Here is a 19,687-nt window from a genome sequence, read left to right as displayed (position 1 = left end):
TTTTGTTGCCCCATGTAGCATGGCTTAGCGTTAGTCCATCTGTCTTCTAAGCGGGATGTTGCGTGTTCGAGCCACGCCGGGGTCGCCACCCCACGGTCGTGCGGGGTTGGACGGGGTGTGGACTTGGAAGAAAGCAAGGCCACCACCCCACCCAATCTCACGCGATGGTGGTTTGGCCGCGCCAGGCGCGTTCGAACGGCAGGCGCCAGGCGTGGGGGGCGATGAGTTGGTGGATGGATTTTGGGCCCCATGAGCCGGGTTCGTAGAGGCGGACGGGTGGGGGGGATTCCATCAGGGGTTTGGAGACGACCCAGAGGCGTTCGATGCCTTCGGCGGTGGTGAAAAGCGTGTGGTCGCCGCGCATGGCGTCGAGGATGAGGCGTTCGTAGGCTTCGAGCACTTCGCTGACCAGGCCGGTGTCGTGCATGGCGAACTGCAGCGAGAGTTTATCGAGCCGCATGCCCGGGCCGGGGCGTTTGCCGTAGAAGGAGAGCGACATTTTGGACGCATCGGCGAGGTCGAAGGTGAGGTGATCGGGGCCCTGCGCGCCGACGCCGGAGCCGGCGGGGAACATGCTTTTGGGTGGTTCGCGGAAGGCGATGGAGATGATGCGCTGGCCTTCGGCGAGGCGTTTGCCGGTGCGCAGAAAGAAGGGCACGCCGGCCCAGCGCCAGTTATCGATCAGGCATTTCAGGGCGATGAAGGTTTCGGTGTCGGATTCCCGGTCGACGCCGTCTTCGGTGCGGTAGGAGGTATATTGACCGCGCACGACGTTGCGTGGCTCGATCGGCAGCATGCTGCGGAAGACCTTGTTCTTTTCCTCGCTGATCGGCGCGGGTTCGAGGGCGGTGGGTGGTTCCATGGCCATGAAGGCGAGGATCTGGAACAGGTGGGTCACGACCATGTCGCGGTAGGCGCCGGTCTGTTCGTAGAAACCGGCGCGTTTGCCGAGGCCGAGGGTTTCCGGCACGTCGATCTGGACGTGATCGATGAAGTTGCGGTTCCAGATCGGCTCGAACAGGCCGTTGCCGAAGCGGAAGGCGAGGATGTTCTGAGCGGGTTCCTTGCCGAGGAAATGGTCGATCCGGAAGATCTGGTCCTCGTCGAAGACTTCGTGCAGCCGGGCGTTCAGCAGGACCGCGCTGGCGAGATCGGTGCCGAAGGGTTTTTCCATGATGATGCGCGAGCGCTCGACCAGCCCGGCTTCGGCGAGCAGATGAACCGCCGGCAAGGCGGCGTTGGGCGGCACGCTGAGATAGTGCACGCGCTGGGCTTCCGTGCCGAGGCTCTGTTCGGCGCGCAGCACGGCGTTGCGCAGCGCTTCGGGCCCGGCGGCCAGAGTGACGTAGTCGAGCATGGCCGCGAAGTCGCTCCAGGCGGCATCGGCGACCGGCCGGCTCGAGAATTCGCGGAGCGATTCACGGGCGATGACGCAAAAGCCATCGGCATCGATATCATCGAGCGAGACGCCGATGATCCGGCAGCCGGGGATGAACCCCGCGCTGCAAAGCTGAAACAGGCCCGGCAGCAGCTTGCGGCGGGAGAGATCGCCGGTGGCGCCGAACAGGACGACGATCTGCGGCAGGCCGGGCCCGACGCCCGGGGGCACCGGCCTCATCGCGCGGCCCCGGTGCCAGGCGAGGACGGATGGTGGGGTGTGGTGGGGTCGAGCATCGTTCCGGTCATCCTTTGCCACGTTGCGCCGCAGCAGAGACTTCCGTTATTTCGCGGCGCGGTCAAGGAAGGGAGGACGGCGGCGAGCCGATGCGGTCGTGCAATGCGCGTTCGTTTATAAAATACAAATGCGTGCGGATCGCCATATTTGTCACACCGGCGCCTCTGTATTCGTCCGCTTGCCATATAGACCCTTCACTTATCCCGTTTGATTTGCGACTATATCGACAGAGGCCCGTCCGATGGCGTGACGGCGGGCTGGGGTTGCGTGTCGGAACCCATAAGGATCATGCCGCAAGGGAGACCGTTCAATGACATTATCCGCACGCTACCTGGCTGTCGGCGCGTTGCTCGCACTCGCCGGCTGTTCGACGACCGCGCAAGGACCGCAGTCGAGCACGCTGACGCCGCAGGACCTCAATTTCATCACCACCGCGTATCAACTGGTTCATTTCGATCTGAACGCCTGCACTTTCGTGCAGAAGAACACGCTGGAACCGCAGGTGGTGCCGGTGGTCGACAAAATCTGCGCCGATGCCAGGGAATACGCACCGAAAATCCGCGCCCAGGCGGCGGAGAACAATGTCACCCTGCCCAACACGCTGCCGACGGAGCTTAAGGCGCAGCTGGTCACGCTGAACTACCGGCCGCAGCCGAACCTGTCGGTGGCTTTCATCCGCGATGAGATCTCGAGCCATGAAAGCGCGCTGGCCGTGTTTCAGGACGAGGCCCAGAACGGCGTCAACCCCACATTCAAGCAAGTGGCGGCGCAAACCGCACCGCTGGTCGAGCAGAACCTGAAAATGCTGCGCGCGGCGCTGCCCGCAGGCACCGGCGAGTAACCCGCAACCGGCGACCGGCTTGCCCGGTCGCCGGCCGAGACCGTTCGGTGCCAGCCGCGCAGCCTATTGCGCAAGCACCGCGAAGACCCGGCGTTCGACCTCGTGCTGGCCGAGCGCCTCCATCACCGCGTCGATCGGCGGGCTGGTGGTGCTGCCGGTCAGGGCGGCGCGCAGCGGTTCGGCCACCTTGCCGAGTTTTTTATCGATAGATGCGGCATAGGCGACCATGGCGGCATAGAGCGTGGGCGCGGTGTAGTCGGTTTTGGCGAAGTCGAGCAGCAGCGCCGCCAAATCATCACGCGCCTCCTCGGTGATCAGCGCGGTCGCCTTGGCGGTGAAGGGCAGCGGCACGTCACGCACCAGAAACATCGCGGAGTCGGCGAGCTCCACAATGGTGCGCGCGCGCTCCTGCAGGCGCGGCATCATCGCCGCGATCCGCCCGGCCGCAATCGCGCCGATCGCACCGCCGGTGTCGGCTTCGATCCGGTCGATCACCAGTTTGGTCAGCCGCCCGGGTTCGGCGGCGCGCAGCCAGACGGCGTTGACCTGCAGCAGCTTGGCGTAGTCCATTTTCGCCGCCCCGCGCCCGACGCCGCTGAGGTCGAACAGGCGGATCTGCTCCGCCCGCGACAGGATTTCGGCATCGCCGTGCCCCCAGCCGAGTCGCAGCAGATAATTGCACAGCGCCTCCGGCAGATACCCGTCATCGCGGAACTGCAGGGTCGAGACCGCGCCGTGGCGTTTCGAAAGCTTGCCGCCATCCGGCCCGTGGATCAGCGGCAGATGGCCGAATTCCGGCCGCGTCCAGCCCATCGCATCGAAAATCTGCACCTGGCGGAACGTGTTGGTCATGTGATCGTCGCCGCGGATCACATGGCTGATCGCCATGTCATGATCATCGACCACGACGGCGTGCAGATAGGTCGGCGTGCCGTCCGACCGCACCAGGATCATATCGTCGAGTTCGCTGTTCTGCACCCGGATCTCGCCTTTGACGAGATCGCGCACCACGGTCTCGCCGGTACGCGGCGCCTTGAGCCGGATCACCGGATCGATGCCGGGCGGCGCTTCCGATGGGTCACGATCACGCCAGCGGCCATCGTAGCGGAATGGTTTTTTCGCGGCATCGGCCGCAGCACGCATCGCGGCAAGCTCCTCGCGCGAGCAATAGCAGCGATAGGCCGTGCCCGCCGCGATCATTGCCTCCGCGACCTCGATATGCCGCGGATAGCGGGTCGATTGAAACACCGGCGGCGCATCCGGCGTGATGTCGAGCCAGGTCAGCACGTCAAAGATCACCTGCGTCGCTTCCGGCGTGCTGCGCGCGGTATCGGTATCCTCGATACGCAGCAGAAAATCGCCGCCATGGTGGCGGGCGAACAGGAAGTTGAACAGCGCGGTGCGGACGCTGCCGATATGCAGCATGCCGGTGGGCGACGGGGCGAAGCGGACGCGGATTGTCATGCGCTGCGCGGTATCACGGTTTGCCTACCAGATGAACCCCGGCAGAATCGCGACCGGGTCGAGCATCGCCTGCGCGCAGTCGCGGCGCGCCTGTTCCGGGCTGGCGACGTGAATGCCGGTCAGCACCAGCACGGACGCGATGCCGGCGGCCTTCGCACCTGCGATATCGGTGCGCAGCGAATCGCCGAACGCGATAGTGCGCTCCCGCGCGGTGCCGAGCAGCGCCAGCGTCGGCGCATAGACCGCCGGGTCCGGCTTGCCGCGCCAGATCACCCGCCCGCCCCACGCCTCGTAGCGCTGCGCGAGCAGCCCGGCGCAGACGATGCGCCGGCCATCGCGGATCACTTCGAGATCAGGATTGGCGCACACCATCGGCAGGCCAGCCTTCAGGGAGCCCGCCAGCAGCGCATCGAACGCGGCGGCATCATCCTGCGCCGCTAGATCATCCGGGCCGGTGTTCAGCATGAAATCGGCCTCGTCCGGCGCGCTCACCTCGATCAGATCCAGCCCCTCGAACAAATTGCGGTCGCGCGCGGGGCCAAGATGCACGAAGCGTGCGCCGAGTGCTGCGAAATCCGGATCGGTCCGGCTCGCCAGCGCGCGCCGCACCACCTCGCCGCTGGTCACCACGCCATCATAGCTGCCCGGGGCGATGCCCATGTCCGCCAGCGATGCCGCCACCGCCGCCGCGCGGCGCGGCGCGTTCGAGAGAAACACCACCCGCTTGCCCGCCGCCCGCAGCGCCGCCAGCGCCGCGATCACACCGGGATACGGCCGCACCCCGTCATGCACCACGCCCCAGAGATCGACGATGAACCCGTCATAGCCCTCGGCCAGATCGGCGATGCTCATGGTGCCAGCTCCGCCAGACGATCGGCATCCCGCCCGGTGATGTCGGACAGGCGCGCACAGCCATAGCGATCGAGCAGCCCGCCCAGCCCGGCCACGATCCGCCCGATCACCGCCGGCCCCTGGGCGACGAAACTCGTGTAAATCTGCACCAGGTCCGCCCCGGCGCGGCATTTGGTGAAGGCCTGTTCGGCGTTCGCCACACCGCCCGCGCCGATCAGCGTGAGCCGCTCACCGGCCAGCAGCCGCACGCGCGCGAGCATCCGCGTCGATCGATTGAACAGCGGCGCGCCCGAAAGACCACCCGCCTCGCCGCGCGCCGCACTGGCAAGGTCAGCGGGCCGCGCCAGCGTGGTGTTGCTGACGATCAACCCCGCAAGCCCGCGCGCCACCGCGAGCGCAACCAGATCGGGCAGCACCGCCTCATCCAGATCGGGCGCGAGCTTCACGAACAGCGGCGGATGTGCCCCCGCCTCGCGCCCCCCCGCCTCGCGCCCCCCCGTCTCGCGTGCCACCGCATCCAGGATCGCATCGAGCCGATCGACCGACTGCAAATCGCGCAGGCCCGGCGTGTTGGGTGACGACACATTGATCACGATGTAATCGGCATGCGGCGCCACCTTGCGGACCAGCGTCGGGTAATCCGCCAGCGGCGTCGCGCCCTCCTTGTTGATGCCGATGTTCGCCCCCACCGGAATCCGCGACCGGTCCACCCGGCGCAGCGCCGCCACGAACGGCTCGATCCCCGCGTTGTTGAACCCCATGCGGTTGATCAGCGCGCCATCCTGATCGAGCCGGAACAGGCGCGGCTTCGGATTGCCCGGCTGCGCCCGCAGCGTGACGGTACCGGCCTCGATGAAGCCGAACCCAAGCCGGGCCAGCCCGTCGCAGGCGACCGCGTTCTTGTCGAACCCCGCCGCCAGCCCGATCGGATGCGCCAGGGTGCGGCCGAACGCGGTGACCGCGAGCCTGGGGTCGGCGGCAATGGTCTGGCGGCCGGCCAGCCCGTAGCGCAGTGCTGCGATCGCGGCATCATGCGCCGTCTCGGGCGCCAGTCGCCGCAGCCAGGGCGCCGCGACGGCGGAAAGCGCCATTATTTCGCGAAGACCACAATCTCCGGCGCCGCCGGCGCCTTCACATGCGCGAGCGCCGTGCCGGCCCCGAGCGACACGTTGGCCGGCGCCACGCCATCCGCCGCGATCGCATCGGCGACCTGCGCGGCCTCGGGTGCCAGTTTCGCCATCGCGAGTTCGGTATCGCTCGGAATGGCGGCGGCCGGACCCGTCACATAGACGCGAAACTGCGCCTTCGGATTGATCTTCAGCGCCTGCGTCACCGCATAGCGCACCGCCGGCGCCCAGTTCGGCGTGCCTTCGGGAATCGTCACCAGCGGCAACTGACCGTCGAATTTGGTCAGCGCCGCGACATCGACCAGCGACGGCGCGTCGGGATAGGGTGAAACGAGCTTGCGGCCCGGCAGCATGCAGCCGGCCAGGGCGAGCGGGACGAACACGATGGGGATGAGAATGCGGCGCATGCGCGGCCTTTACTGGACGCTGGCCCCGCCGACAACAGGGCCAGACATTAACGTCTGCTTAAGCTCAGCCGCCGATCGTCCGCTGCATCTGCTCGCCCAGCCCCGCCACGCCGAGTTTCATCGTCTGGCCCGGCCGCAGGAAGACCGGGTTGGGCTTGACCCCCATACCCACGCCCGGCGGCGTGCCGGTCGCGATGATGTCGCCCGGCATCAGCGCGATGAACTGGCTGACGTAGGAGACCAGCGTCTTGACGCCGAAAATCATGGTTTTGGTATTGCCGTTCTGCATCCGCTTGCCGTCGATCTCGCACCAGAGATCAAGCGCCTGCGGATCGGGCACCTCATCGCGGGTGACCAGATACGGCCCGGTCGGCCCGAACGTCGGGCAGCCCTTGCCCTTGTCCCAGGTGCCGCCGCGGCGGGTCTGGTATTCGCGCTCGCTGACATCGTTGATCACGCAATACCCGGCGACATGATCGAGCGCGTCATCCTCGGATACGTAAGACGCAGCGGTGCCGATCACCACGCCGAGTTCGACCTCCCAATCGGTCTCCTTCGAGCCGGGCGGAATCGCGACATCGTCGAACGGCCCGTTGTAGGCGCTGCCCGCCTTGATGAACACGATCGGCTCCTTGGGAATCGCCGCCCCGGTTTCGGCCGCGTGATCGGCGTAATTCAGGCCGATGCAAACAAAATTGACCGGGCGGGGCACCGGCGCGCCGATCCGCACATCATCGGCCACCACCGGCAAACTCGTCAGATCGATCGCGGCGAGCCGCGCGAGCGAGGCCGGCGACAGTGCCGCACCATCCAGCACCGGCAGATGCGCCGACAAATCGCGCTTCACCCCCGCCGCATCGAGAATTCCAGGCCGTTCCATGCCGGCCGCGCCATGTCGAAACAATTTCATCGGATCGCTCCTGTCCCTGATTTATTAAGTGCTTCTAAAGCGCCCCGCCCGCCAAGCCAAGGGGTCGCGCAACCGTCACGCAGGATGATGAGAATAATCAACACCCCCAACCCCACCTGCAAGCCGAAAATTACACTTGCAGGAGGATCGTTAAAAATATTAAGCTCTGCCACCCGATCAAGGACATCCCCATGAGCCAGTCCGCCGCCCGTTCGAACGATCCGCTGATCCATCACTGGATGCCGTTCACCGCCAATAAGCAATTCCACGAAGCACCCCGCATCATCGCCCGCGCCGAGGGTGTGCATTACTGGAACACCGCCGGCGAAAAACTGCTCGATGCCGTCTCGGGGCTCTACACCACCCCCGCCGGCCACGGCCGCCGCGAAATCCGCGAAGCCGTGTCCCGCCAGCTCGAAGAACTCGACTACGCGCCGCCGTTTCAATACGGCGTGCCCGGCGCCTTCCGCCTCGCCCATGAACTCGCCCAGATGCTGCCCGCCGGGCTCAACCGCGTGTTCTTCGCCGGCGGCGGTTCGGAAGCGGTGGAATCCGCCCTCAAAGTCGCCATCCAGTACCACCGCGTCCGCGGCCAGGGCCAGCGCCAGCGCTTCGTCGGCCGGGCGCGCGGCTATCACGGCGTCAATTTCGCCGGCTGGTCGGTCGGCGGCATGGTGAAGAACCGCGAAGCCTTCGGCCTCGGCCTGCCCGGCGTGTCGCACATGCGCCACACCCATATCGAGGCCAACCGCTTCACCATGGGCCAGGGCGAACACGGCGGCATCGACCTCGCCGATGACCTCCAGCGCATGATCGACCTGCACGGGGCCGATACCATCGCCGCCTGCATCGTCGAGCCGATCGCCGGCTCCACCGGCATTCTCGTGCCGCCCCAGGGCTATCTCGAACGCCTGCGCGCCATCTGCGACAAGCATGGCATCCTGCTGATCTTCGATGAAGTCATCTGCGGCTTCGGCCGCACCGGTCACGCCTTCGCCGCCGATGCCTTCGGCGTCACGCCCGACATCATGACCATGGCCAAAGCCATCACCAACGGCAACATCCCGATGGCGGCAATCGCGGTGCGCGAAGACATCCAGCAGACCATCCTCGACGCCGCCGGACCCGACGCGATCGAGTTTTTCCACGGCTACACCTACTCCGGCCACCCGGTCGCCTGCGCCGCCGCCCTCGCCACATTGAAAATCTACCGCGACGACGCTCTGTTCGCCCGCGCCGCCGCCCTCGCCCCCAAATTCCTCGAACGGATCGCCGCCTTGCGCGACCTGTCGATGGTGGTCGATACCCGCGGCTACGGCCTGCTCGGCGCGGTCGATCTCGCAGCCGACGGCACCCCCGGCAAACGCGGCTTCGCCATCCTGCGCAAGGCGTTCGAACATGGGCTCGTGCTGCGCGTCACCGGCGATACCGTGATCTTCTCGCCCATGTTCATCACTACCGATGATCAGCTCGACGAAATGTTCGACGGCCTGCGCACCGTGCTCAGGATGGTCTGATGCGACCGGTGGGTGGGCGCGGCTGAGTAAAAGGAAGGGAAGGCTACTTTTTTGTAAAAAAGTAGCAAAAAACTTTTGTTGGCCGGGTCCTGGGCGTTGGCGCTGTCGGGGGTTAAAGGCGGGTCAAAGCGAGTTTTTTGGTTCTTTTTTGAAAAAAAGAACGTTTCCCCTTGCCAGCCCTCACCCCGAGCAACCCAACCACCGCAATCCCGAGCAACCCCACGCTCCCCGGTTCCGGCACCTGTGTCAGCACCCCATCGGCGATGAGCTGATGGCCCACTGCCGTTGGGTGCAGCCCATCCCAGAAGAGATATTGATCGGGATTGGCGCAAACGGTGCCGCTGTTAACCGCAGTATATCCACCCGTATAGCAGGATTGCGTCACGTTTGTCAGACCATACGCATTCGGATCTGCCACGATCGAATCGGTCGCAGTGTAGGTATCGACGAGATTGAGTTTGAAACCGTCAATGGTGGAAAGCTGCTCGAGAGTCGTCGCCAGACCCTGATCGAGCGCCGCAGATAACGCCGAGGCGTAAACAGACGTACCGGAAGACTGAGCGGCGGGTGTTTTGCCCAGATCGGACACATTCAGCGCCAGCAGATTCTTCATCCCATCATGAGCAAGACCGGTCACGACGGTCGAAATATTACCCAGGATCGCTGCGAAATCCGTCGCGATGTAGGCTTGTTGCTGGGACAAAGGCACTGTGGCCAGGGCGCCGAGCAACGCACTGATATCGTTGGAACCAATCCACAGCGTGTACAGCGCGTTCGGCTGCGGCCCCAAGCCGCGCTTATTGTAATTGGCAAGCTGCGCCGTCAGATCGCTCGCCTGCTGAAACGAATTGGAAGCGGTATAAGGGTTGGCGGGCGTCGCGCCGGTTTGGGCACCACCCACCGCGAAATCATTCCCCCCGGCCAGGCTCGCCGTCACCGGCCCGAGCCCGAGCGACGCGGCGACGTCCTGCACCCAGAGATTACCGTTGGAAAACCGCCCCTCGGAATAGGGCGGCGAAACCGGCTCCGTACCGTTTGTCGAAATGAACACATTGCCGACATCCGAAAGACTGTCGCCAAACACGTACAAACCGCTGTAGGCCGCCGCCGAAGCCGAGCCGATACTGCATGCCGCGATCAGCGCAACCGACAGGCATCGCCCCAGGAACTCTCTTGATTTCATATCCGACCCCAAACTATGTTTATTTCTAGATTTTTCGTTATTTTAACGCATCTCAGCATAGACTTTAACAATACTATCGGCGTCTAATCGTCAAAGCAACACAGTTTCGAAGAAAACGAAGCCAACAAGCCCGCAACCAGCAAGACCCAAACAAATAAAAGTTTTTTGCTTCTTTTTTACAAAAAAGAAGACTTTTCCAGCCGCAGCGCCTACCCCACCGCCCGCAACCGCGCCCGCCGCTTCGCCATCGGCCGTGCGGCGTCATCCAGGATCGCCTGCACCACCGCCTCGAACTGATCGCGTCCGTTCTCACGCGCCAGCCGTCGCAGCGCGGCTTCGCGCATCGACCGCCAGGCGGTTTCATCGCCGTACAGACGCGCGATTTCGGCCGCGAAGCCCCGCGCATCCGCCACCGCCGCGCCGGCGAGCTCGACACCGGCATCCCAGCCGAGCTGGCGCACCAGCAGATCGGTCGCAACGCACGGCAACCCGAAGGAGGCGGTTTCGTAAACCTTGTAGGGCGTACCGGCGGCATAGCGGGTGGGTGCTATGAACAGCCGGTGGCTGTCATAGGCCGGGCGGATATCATCCACACTGCCCCGCACATCGATATACGGATGCCCGGCGAACTCCGACAGATCGATATCGGGCGCGGTGTAGCCAATGAAGGTCAGCACCGGCGGCGTGCCCATCAATTCGATCAGAACCGGCAGTAGCTCGTCGCGATACCAGCGCAGACTGTCGTAATTCGGACTATCGGGCTGGTGGATGCTGGCAATGAACAGCAGCCCCTCGCGCGCCGCGAAGCCGCGCGGCGTCGGGTCGAGATCACGGATCGTGCCGAGCACCGAAACCTGCTCGAGCCCGAAGCCGCGCAGCAGATCGACCTCCGCCTGGTTCACCGCCGTCACATGCCGGCAGAGCCGCGCGTTGCGGAACTCATGGGCGAGGGCGGCATCGAGGTCGAAATCCCCCCGGTCCGGATCGAGCGCCGCCGCCGCCGCATCGCGTGCCGCCTCGATCGCCTCGGTATCGAGCACGAACGGAACCCGCCGCGGATCAATCCCGGCCTCGGTAAAAATCGGCAGCGTCCGATCGAGATTATGCGTGCGCGACACCCAGATGGCGTCAAAAAAATCGCCCCGCTCCTCCAGCAGTTGCGGCAGCGACAAAATCGTCCGGTCGTGCAGCACCTCGACCTGGTCCGGCAGATCGCCGAACAGGCTCATGATGTCGTGCCGCGCGCCGTTGATCGGCAGCACCGAAACCCGCCAGCCGGCGGCCGCGATCGCGCGCACCGCATCGTTGGCGCGCACGAAGCCCGAGCCGAGCCGGCGCACCGGCACCGTATCCTCGAGATAGAGAATGCGCCGGCCCACGCCATCGAGCGCGCGCGCCTTGATGATGTTTTCCGCCGCGCAGTCGAATTTGGTCTTCAGAAACGCCGTGTGCTTGCGCTTGAAAATCCGCCGCCCGCGCCGCATCAGCGCCATCGACGCCTCGGTGTTCGCCGCACTGCCGAACTCCAGATGATGCACCAGCACATCCGGGTCATAGACGATGCGATACCCCGCCTCGATCATCCGCACGCACAAATCGACCTCTTCGTAATAGGCCGGTTTGAACGCCTCATCGAACCCGCCGAGCCGCTTGATCAGATCGGTGCGGCACAGCAGGAACACGCCCGAACAATAATCGACATCGCGCACGAAATTCGCCTCGGGCGCCAGCGGCGAGGCATCGCGCAGATACCCGACCGTGCTGCCATCCGCCCAGATGATCGAGCCGGCTTCCTGCAACCGCCCGTGGGTCCGCACGATCTTGCCGCCGACCGCGCCGATCGACGCCTCGCTTTCGAGCCGCGCGATCGCCGCCGCCACCGCGCCGAACCCAAGTTCGATATCGTTGTTCAAATACAGCAGCGCCGGCGCGCTCACCCGCTCCAGCGCCAGGTTGCACCCGCGCAGAAACCCCAGATTCTCGGTGCTGTGAATGATCGTCGCACCCCGCACATAGGTCTCCAGCCGCCGCGTGTCGTCGGCCGAGGCGTTATCGACGATGATCAACTGGATCGACCCGGCGAAATTCTGCCGCAGCGACGCCAGGGCCATCAGCGTCAACTCGAATTTGTTGAACAGCACCATCACCACGGCGATCGCCGGCGCGCCCTCTGGCGTGAAATCCAGCCGGTGCCGGGCGAACAGCGCAATCTGATTGCGCGCCTTGACCTCAAACAATTGCTTGGCCGCCGGCTCGGACAGATCGGGCACCCGCTCGGGCGGGCAGAACGGCAGTTTTTCGGCGTGCCCGATCATCCGCAGATGCGCGAACGCATCGCGCACCCGCCCGCTGTTCAGATCATCGCGCACCCGCGGGTTCATGTCGCGGTAATACAGCAGGTCGATATCGCCGCGCGGCCGGCGCAACTCGAAGGCGCCGTACTGCACGAAATGCCGATAGCCGCTGGTGAAATGCCCCGCCTCGATCGCCGCCCCGATATCAGGGTAAGCGTCCCGGTAATAGGATTCCGAATAATCCGGTACCGGATCGAACCCTTCGCGCTCACCGATCATCTGATAATGGTGCAACGCGTTCCGCACCCGCCCCGCCTCGATCGCGCTGCGGACCGATTCATGCGCCGCCAGATACCAATCCGGCGCGAAATACGGCGAGCATGCCAGTTCCGGCCCCGCCCTGTACAGATGGTAAACGTAATGCACGAACGGGCCCAACCGTTCCAGCTCATCGAGCGCCACCCCGGCCTCGATCACCCGTGCCCGATAATAATTCGGGTCGAACATGAAATGAGAAATCCGCGTCTCGCGCTGCCCCGATTTCAACCAGTGGTCGTAGCGGCCGAAACAGCCGTGGGCATCGAGATTCTCCAGCGTCATGTCGATATAGAGGCGGCCGTACAACGCATCGTCGAACAACCAGTGCGGCGACAGGCCCCGATGCCCGTGCAGGCAGAAATGGTCGAACCCCGACCGATACTGCCCGGCGCGCACCAGCGCCGCCACGTCCGGATTCTGGTCGAGATAGAACCGCTCGTCGAACAGCGGACTCGGACTATGCGCCAACCGGCATCCCGTCCGCAGATAATAGTCGAGCGCCAGGTTGCTATCGCCGCCGCAGGCAATCCGCGCCTCGGCATGACAGGCCAGATACCACGCCGGGTCGAAAACCGCCCAGGCCGGTCGCAGTGCAGGTTCGGAATATAATAATTCTGCCGCTGATTGAGACAAATGAAAACGCCTGCTCTAAATATAGACGTAACAAACAACATATCCCGCCCCCGCGCAAGCACAATGTGGCACCGCAAAAACCGCGGCACCGCGCTCAGCGCCCCAGCGGATTCACCCCCAGCATGGCCAGCGCCGCCCATGCCGCGGGCGCCAGCGCGGGCACCCGGTAATAGTTGAAAATCGCCGCATCCGCCCCCGGTCCCACCCGCAACCCGGTCGCCAATTGCTCAGCCGGTGTCGTGAACATCGCCCCGTCCGGGGCCGCCTCGGCGCGCACCGTCGCCAGAAACCGCCCCGCGCGCACCGCCTCGCCCGCCCGCCGCAGCGCGAGCGCGGCAAACGCCGTTCCCTCGGTCCAGATACCCTGGCTCGCGGCACTGAACCCGATCCCCGCCGGATGCGCCCGCGGCCAACCCAGGGTTGCCAGAACCGGCGCGATCACCCCGGCATCACCCAGCCCCGCCAGATACGGCCACAGATTGGCATCCGCCGCGATCAGCGCGTTCCGCCCCCCCGCCGGCGTCAGCCCCGCATCGAACAACCCGCGCGCCGGATCGCGCATCGCGCGCACGAACCCCGCCGCATGGGCCGCCGCCCCCCGCCGGCGCAGCCGCCCGAACGCCACCGCGCAATCGGTGTTCTGCTCGGTACTCACCCAGCTCAGCCGGTCCTGCTGCGGCGGAAACCCGAACACCCCGCCGCTGAACCCGCGCGCGGCCCTGCAATTCACCACGATCCAGTCCGCCGCCTTGCCCGCCGCCTCATCGTAGCGATCGCTGTTGACCCCGGCATCGCGCAGCGCCGTCCACAGCAGGATCGCCCAGGCGATCGGCCCGGTCTCGCTGCCGACCTGATACGGGTCCTCCGCCCAATGGTTCGCCGCCCCATCCCACCAGCCCGGCAGCGCGACCGGAATCGCCACCGGCCCGGCCCGATACGCATTGCGCAACCGCCCATCGCTGTAATTCGGATCATGCGCCTGCGCGAGCACGAACGCATCGGCAATCCGCGCCGCGTGCAGCGCATGGCCCCCCGCCAGCAACGCAAGCCCGGCCAGGGCATTATCATAAGTATAGGCGGCCTGATCGTTCGCCGGCGCAAACCGCGCGAACGCGGCATTCGCCACAAGGTCGGGATAGCTCGCCAGCAACGCCGCCCCCGGCGGCAGCGCATCGAGCTGGCGGCACATCGCGCCCACCAGCCGATCCGCGAAGGAACCCTGCACCGCCGCGCGCCCCACCGCCGGGGCCATCGCCACCCCTGCCAGCAGCGCGCGGCGGCCGATCATGTCAGCCCAGCGCGGCGACCAGCGCCTCGGCCGTGCGCCCGTTCGCGATGGTCGCGGCGCGCCGATCGTAATGCACCCCGTTCACCCGTGCGAAAGCGTGCTGCACCCCCGGATACACATGGGTCTCGATCTCGGGCTTGTCCTTCGCCCCCGCCAGCACCGCCGCGCGTACCTCCGCATTGGCGAACTCGTCCTGCTCGGCGATATGCACCAGCAACGGATGTTTGATGTTGCCGAACTCCGGCACCAGCTTGTCGAGCATCACGCCGTAATACGAAACATTCACATCCGCGTCCGACCGCGTCGCCATCATCACCGCCAGCCGCCCGCCGAGGCAGAACCCCACGGTGCCCACCTTGCCGTTGCACCCCGGCAGATGCCGCGCGACATCGAGCGTCGTCTTCAGATCCTCGATGCCCTTGTCCTGATCGAAGCCGTTCATCAGCGCGAACGCCTTCTTCCACTCCGCCTCCGATTTGTCGGTGATATCCACGCCCGGCTCCTGGCGCCAGAACAGATCGGGCGCCACCGCGATGTACCCCATCTCCGCAATTTCGTGGCAGGTCGCGCGCAGCGCGTCGTTCACCCCGAAAATCTCCTGGATCACCACGACCGCGCCGGTCGGCTTGGTCGAGGGTGTCACGGTATACGCCTTGAAACTGCCGGCGCCATCGGCCGCCTTGATATCGATACTGCCGGTGGTGGTCGTAATCTTGTCGGTCATGGAGGCTCCCCGAGCACAGGTTGAAACAGCGCGCCGCCCGGCCCGGGCAGCGCGTCCGCGCTACAGATAGTGCTCCTGCGGCGGAAGGAAACCGTTGAACCCCTGGCTCGCGTAACTTGTCACATAGGCGCCGGTGTCGTGGATCAGCACACGATCCCCCGCTTGCAGCGCCGCCGGCAGACGGTACGCCGCCGTGCGATACATCACATCCACGCCATCGCACGAAGGCCCGGCCAGCACCACCGGCGTCTCCGCACCCCCAACCCCCGGCGCGCTGATCGCGTAGCGGATCGCCTCGCCCTCGGTCTCCGCCAGCCCGCCGAACCGCCCGATATCCAAATAGACCCAGCGCCGGTCCTCATCCTCGCGCCGGTGGCACGCCAGCACCACCTCCGCGACAGCCACCCCCGCATCGCCCACCACCGCCCGCCCCGGCTCGATCAGCAGATCCGGCAGATCATTGCCGAACGCCGCCCGGACCGCGGTCATGATGGCCTCGCCAAACGAAGCGATCGGCGGCACATCCTCCCGATACCGGGTCGGAAACCCGCCGCCCAGGTTCAGCAGCCGCAGATCGATCCCCCGCGCCCGCAAATCCGAAAACACCATCGCCGCCTGGCCGATCGCGGTCTGATACGCCCCCACGCCGGTCTGCTGGCTGCCGACATGAAACGACACCCCATGCGCCACCAACCCCAAATCCCGCGCCGCCAGCAACAAATCGCGCGCATGCGCGCCGGTCGTGCCGAATTTGCGCGACAGCGGCCAATCCGCCCCATCCTGGCTCACCGCCAGCCGGCAATACACCTTCGCCCCCGGCGCCGCGGCGGCGATCTTCGCCAGTTCCTCATCGGAATCGAACGCGAACAGATCCACCCCGCGCGCGAAGGCCTCGGCGATCGCGCTGCGCTTCTTGACGGTATTGCCGAAACTCAGCGCCGCCGGCGCCGCCCCCGCCGCCAGACAGGCGCGAATTTCCTCGATGCTCGCCGCATCGAACCGCGAGCCGAGCCCGACCAGACGATCCAGCACCGGTGCGGCCGGATTGGCCTTCACCGCGTAATAGATCGCCGCATCCGGCAACGCCGCCCGCAGCGCCGCGAAATTCGCGGCCACCCGATCGAGGTCGACAACAATCGCCGGCGTGGCAACCACACCGGAATCAATAAAACGGGCGAGTTTCGGGGTCATGAACCCACTCCCTTCCCAGGTCAGAGGCTTTGCGATCAGGCGCAAAGCGGGTTGCGAAACGGTCGAACGAACCAGCGACCAGACGGATGCCAGAACGCTTGACGTCGTTGCGTAACCCCCGGACCGGAGGCAGAGGCACGTGCGTTGCTGCGTGGGGGTGCGTTAGACCCAAACCGGGCGGGAATGCAAGTGACAATTCAGGCAGGGCAAGGCAGCACTTCTTTTTTTGCAAAAAAAGAAGCAAAAAAACTCTTCGTCGCTTGAGCCCGTGCCGCCGGCAACGCCCATGCCCCAGATCAAAAAAGTTTTTTGCTTCTTTTTTACAAAAAAGAAGCGCTCGCTTCCCTACCTTCCCGCCCCCGAAACAAAACGACACGATATCCGCCCTGCCCCAACCACCACGCCCGCGCTATTGTAACAGCCATGGAAACCATGCCGCATATCCTGGTGGTCGACGATGACCGGGAAATCCGCGATCTCCTGGCCCGCTTCCTCGAGCGTCAGCGCTTCCGGGTCACCGCCGCGCGCGATGGCCGCGAAGCCCGCCGCGCCTTCCTCAACGGCCATTACCAACTCGTCGTGCTCGATCTCATGCTGCCCGGCGAATCCGGCCTCGACCTCGCCCGCTGGCTGCGCGCCGAAACCCAGGTGCCCATCATCATGCTCACCGCCATGAGCGAGGAGCCCGACCGCATCATCGGCCTCGAACTCGGCGCCGATGATTACGTCACCAAACCCTTCAACCCGCGCGAGCTGGTCGCCCGCATCCGCGCCGTGCTCCGCCGCGTCGGCGAAGGCGAGGAGCGTGGCCGCGAAGCCCCCGCCCGCCTCTACCAGTTCGCCGGCTGGTCGCTGGAAACCGCACGCCGCCGCCTGGTCGATCCCCAGGGCACCGATGTCGCCCTCACCGGCGGCGAGTACGATCTGCTCCTCGCCCTGCTCGACCGCCCCAACCGCGTGCTGACCCGCGACATGCTGCTCGACCTCCTGCGCGGCCGCCAGGCCGGCCCGTTCGACCGCGCGATCGACGTCGCCATTTCCCGCCTGCGCCGCAAACTCGAAGACGACGGCCGCAACGCCCAGCTCATCAAAACCGTGCGCGGCGGCGGCTACGTCCTCGCCGCCACCGTCGACCGGATATGACGCCTCAACCGCGCTACCGCCGGCGCTCGCATGGGTAAGAACCGCCTCCGGCTGTGGCCCGCCAGCCTCGCCTGGCGCACCGCGCTCACCCTCCTTGCCGGCTTCGCCGTCGTGCAGGCGATCGGCCTCGGCATCCACACCATCAACCAGATCGGGCTGAACAACATCATCGCCGAACGCGAAATCGCCACCCGCGACGCCATCGTCTACCGCCGCATCGCCATGGCCCCGCCCGACCGCCGCCCTGCCATCGTCGCCGCCGAAACCGGCATCAAAGGCGACAAGATCACCCTCGACCCCATCCCGCCCTTCTCCGGCACCTTCCCCCTGCCGCTGCCCTCGCGCCAGATCATCCGCGGCTCCATCCTCGCCTTCCCCATCCCGCCCGAATACCGCCCCCGCAACATCGTCATGCGCGGCTCGGTCGCGCCACCCCGCTCCGTCCTCAGCTTCCGCCTGCCCGATGGCGGCTGGCTCACCATCGAAAGCCCGTTCCACCCCACCCCGCCCTGGCAAACCCCCGGCTTCGCCACCGCCTTCCTCGTCATGTTCGGCCTCGGCGCCATCCTCATCTTCTGGGCCGTGTTCCGCCTCACCGCCCCGGTCCGCACCCTCGCCGATGCCGCCGAACAACTCGGCCGCGACATCCAGCACGCCCCCGCCCTGCCCGAAAGCGGCCCCACCGAAATCGCCACCGCCGCCATCGCCTTCAACACCATGGCCTCGCGCGTCCGCCGCTTCGTCGAAGACCGCACCTTCCTCCTCAGCGCCATCGGCCACGACCTCCGCACCCCCATCACCCGCCTCAAACTCCGCACCGAATTCCTCGAAGACGACGCCCAGCGCGAAAAATTCCTCGGCGACCTCGACGAACTCGAAGCCATGCTCGCGTCCACCCTCGCCTTCGGGCGCGACGTCGCCCAAACCGAAGCCAGCGTCCCGGTCGACCTCGCCATCCTCCTGCGCACCGTCATCGACGAAACCGCCGATATCGCCCCTGAATGCAGCGAAGCCCTGCGCTACACCGGCCCAACCCACAGCATCCTGCGCGCCCGCCCCCTCGCCCTGAAACGCGCCTTCGCCAACCTCATCGGCAACGCCGTCAAATACGGCGACAGCGCCCGCATCACCCTGCGCGACGCCGATCGCCACACCCTGCGCATCGATATCGAAGACGACGGCCCCGGCATCCCCCCCGGCGAACTCGAACGCGTGTTCGAACCCTTCCGCCGCGTCGAAAACAGCCGCAACCGCGAAACCGGCGGCACCGGCCTCGGCCTCGCCATCGCCCGCAACGCCATCCGCGCCCACGGCGGCGATATCACCCTCGCCAACCGCTCCGGCGGCAAAGGCCTCATCGCGAGCGTGTATCTGCCGACCTAGAGATGGTGCGGGGAAAGTGAGGGAAGGTTAGGAAAGGCCACGAAAGGTCAGGGAAGTTCTTCTTTTTTGTGAACAAAAAAGAAGCAAAAAAAACTTTGTTACTCTGGGCCCGTGCTGTTGAAACCGCCCAAGTCCCAGAAAGACATCTGTTACGCCGTGCCCATGCCCGTGAAACCGCCCGTGCCCCAGATAAGACCTTGTTACACCGGGCCCATGCCGGTGAAACCGCCCAAGTCCCAGATAAAATCTTGTTACACCGGGCCCGTGCCGGTGAAACCGCCCGTGCCCCAGATTAAAAAAGTTTTTTGCTTCTTTTTTACAAAAAAGAAGCGCTTCCTTTCTTCCTTCCTTCCCTGACTTTTTCCTTTCTCACCCCCCACCGACCATGGTTTACGTACGGTCATGATCGCAAACGCGCCGTTCATGCCTGCCGATCCGACCGAGCGCTTCACGGTGATCTTCCGTGCCCTGCAGCGCTCGGTCGCCGACAACGGCTACCGCCTCAAAATCCACGGCCCGCTCATCGTCCTGATCTGGAACTACCTCGCCCGCCAGATCGCCCGCTTCGCCCGCATCGCATCCCGCCCGCCCCAATCCCCGCGCACCCGCACCCGCGCTCCCGGACCGGTGGAGCGCGAACCCGCCACCGCCAAACCCAAACCACCCCTCACACTCCCCCGCGGCTTCGCCTGGCTCATCCGCCTGCTCCCCAACGGCCCCGCCACCGTCGTCGCCGG

At 65.6% G+C, this 19,687-nt stretch carries 16 protein-coding genes and 1 pseudogene; 5 read left to right on the top strand and 12 right to left on the bottom strand.

The window, feature by feature from the left end; genetic code table 11:
- Positions 1-157 precede the first annotated feature (157 nt).
- A complete protein-coding gene (gene zwf / locus AruPA_RS18950; protein ID WP_265638323.1) occupies positions 158-1,618 on the bottom strand; it encodes a glucose-6-phosphate dehydrogenase in 1,461 nt (486 codons plus the stop codon).
- Between the two features lie 367 nt (positions 1,619-1,985).
- Here zwf and AruPA_RS18945 point away from each other — a divergent pair, with 367 nt between their 5' ends.
- Entirely contained in the window at positions 1,986-2,516 is a 531-nt protein-coding gene (locus AruPA_RS18945; protein ID WP_265638322.1) for a DUF4142 domain-containing protein, read from the top strand.
- Positions 2,517-2,579: 63 nt separating this feature from the next.
- Here the strand turns inward: AruPA_RS18945 and gltX are convergent, their stop codons facing one another.
- The 5 genes from gltX to AruPA_RS18920 all read right to left on the bottom strand — a co-directional run bounded on the left by gltX (position 2,580) and on the right by AruPA_RS18920 (position 7,276).
- Positions 2,580-3,980, bottom strand: coding sequence for a glutamate--tRNA ligase (gene gltX / locus AruPA_RS18940; protein WP_265638321.1), 1,401 nt, complete (start codon positions 3,978-3,980; stop codon positions 2,580-2,582).
- Positions 3,981-4,004: 24 nt separating this feature from the next.
- Positions 4,005-4,832: a TIGR01459 family HAD-type hydrolase gene (locus AruPA_RS18935; RefSeq protein WP_265638320.1), complete on the bottom strand. Its 828-nt coding sequence runs from the start codon at positions 4,830-4,832 to the stop codon at positions 4,005-4,007.
- Positions 4,829-5,923, bottom strand: coding sequence for a quinone-dependent dihydroorotate dehydrogenase (locus tag AruPA_RS18930; RefSeq protein WP_265638319.1), 1,095 nt, complete (start codon positions 5,921-5,923; stop codon positions 4,829-4,831). Before AruPA_RS18930 ends, AruPA_RS18935 begins: the two co-directional genes overlap by 4 nt.
- Positions 5,923-6,366: a hypothetical protein gene (locus AruPA_RS18925; RefSeq protein WP_265638318.1), complete on the bottom strand. Its 444-nt coding sequence runs from the start codon at positions 6,364-6,366 to the stop codon at positions 5,923-5,925. The genes AruPA_RS18930 and AruPA_RS18925 overlap by 1 nt, the downstream gene beginning before the upstream one ends.
- A 64-nt stretch (positions 6,367-6,430) precedes the next feature.
- Entirely contained in the window at positions 6,431-7,276 is an 846-nt protein-coding gene (locus tag AruPA_RS18920; protein WP_265638317.1) for a fumarylacetoacetate hydrolase family protein, read from the bottom strand.
- Between the two features lie 191 nt (positions 7,277-7,467).
- On the opposite strand from AruPA_RS18920, the gene AruPA_RS18915 reads away from it, so the two are divergent.
- On the top strand, positions 7,468-8,793 hold the full coding sequence (locus AruPA_RS18915) for an aminotransferase class III-fold pyridoxal phosphate-dependent enzyme (RefSeq protein ID WP_265638316.1): 1,326 nt from the start codon (positions 7,468-7,470) through the stop codon (positions 8,791-8,793).
- Positions 8,794-8,905: 112 nt separating this feature from the next.
- Here AruPA_RS18915 and AruPA_RS18910 read toward each other — a convergent pair whose 3' ends face one another.
- The 5 genes from AruPA_RS18910 to AruPA_RS18890 all read right to left on the bottom strand — a co-directional run bounded on the left by AruPA_RS18910 (position 8,906) and on the right by AruPA_RS18890 (position 16,424).
- Complete coding sequence (locus tag AruPA_RS18910; protein ID WP_265638315.1) at positions 8,906-9,877, bottom strand: SGNH/GDSL hydrolase family protein; 972 nt, start codon at positions 9,875-9,877, stop codon at positions 8,906-8,908.
- Positions 9,878-10,185: 308 nt separating this feature from the next.
- Complete coding sequence (locus tag AruPA_RS18905; protein WP_265638314.1) at positions 10,186-13,221, bottom strand: glycosyltransferase; 3,036 nt, start codon at positions 13,219-13,221, stop codon at positions 10,186-10,188.
- Between the two features lie 94 nt (positions 13,222-13,315).
- Complete coding sequence (locus AruPA_RS18900) at positions 13,316-14,509, bottom strand: hypothetical protein (RefSeq protein WP_265638313.1); 1,194 nt, start codon at positions 14,507-14,509, stop codon at positions 13,316-13,318.
- A 1-nt stretch (position 14,510) separates the two neighbouring features.
- A complete protein-coding gene (locus AruPA_RS18895) occupies positions 14,511-15,233 on the bottom strand; it encodes a dienelactone hydrolase family protein (protein WP_265638312.1) in 723 nt (240 codons plus the stop codon).
- Between the two features lie 60 nt (positions 15,234-15,293).
- Positions 15,294-16,424: a type III PLP-dependent enzyme gene (locus AruPA_RS18890; RefSeq protein WP_265638311.1), complete on the bottom strand. Its 1,131-nt coding sequence runs from the start codon at positions 16,422-16,424 to the stop codon at positions 15,294-15,296.
- A gap of 423 nt (positions 16,425-16,847) precedes the next feature.
- Here AruPA_RS18890 and AruPA_RS18885 point away from each other — a divergent pair, with 423 nt between their 5' ends.
- Both AruPA_RS18885 and AruPA_RS18880 read left to right on the top strand, forming a co-directional pair.
- A complete protein-coding gene (locus AruPA_RS18885) occupies positions 16,848-17,567 on the top strand; it encodes a response regulator (protein ID WP_265638310.1) in 720 nt (239 codons plus the stop codon).
- A gap of 30 nt (positions 17,568-17,597) precedes the next feature.
- On the top strand, positions 17,598-18,950 hold the full coding sequence (locus AruPA_RS18880) for an ATP-binding protein (protein WP_265638309.1): 1,353 nt from the start codon (positions 17,598-17,600) through the stop codon (positions 18,948-18,950).
- A 251-nt stretch (positions 18,951-19,201) separates the two neighbouring features.
- On the opposite strand, the gene AruPA_RS18875 is transcribed toward AruPA_RS18880, so the two are convergent.
- Complete coding sequence (locus AruPA_RS18875; protein WP_265638308.1) at positions 19,202-19,375, bottom strand: hypothetical protein; 174 nt, start codon at positions 19,373-19,375, stop codon at positions 19,202-19,204.
- On the opposite strand from AruPA_RS18875, the pseudogene AruPA_RS18870 reads away from it, so the two are divergent.
- Positions 19,374-19,687 (top strand): annotated as a pseudogene (locus AruPA_RS18870) (hypothetical protein); the annotation flags it as partial. The gene AruPA_RS18875 and the pseudogene AruPA_RS18870 sit on opposite strands and share 2 nt — an antisense overlap.

The organism is Acidiphilium sp. PA, assembly GCF_026191915.1.
Lineage (GTDB): Bacteria > Pseudomonadota > Alphaproteobacteria > Acetobacterales > Acetobacteraceae > Acidiphilium.
The sequence above is the reverse complement of the archived record's forward strand: the minus strand, read 5'-3'. Positions and strand labels throughout refer to the sequence as shown.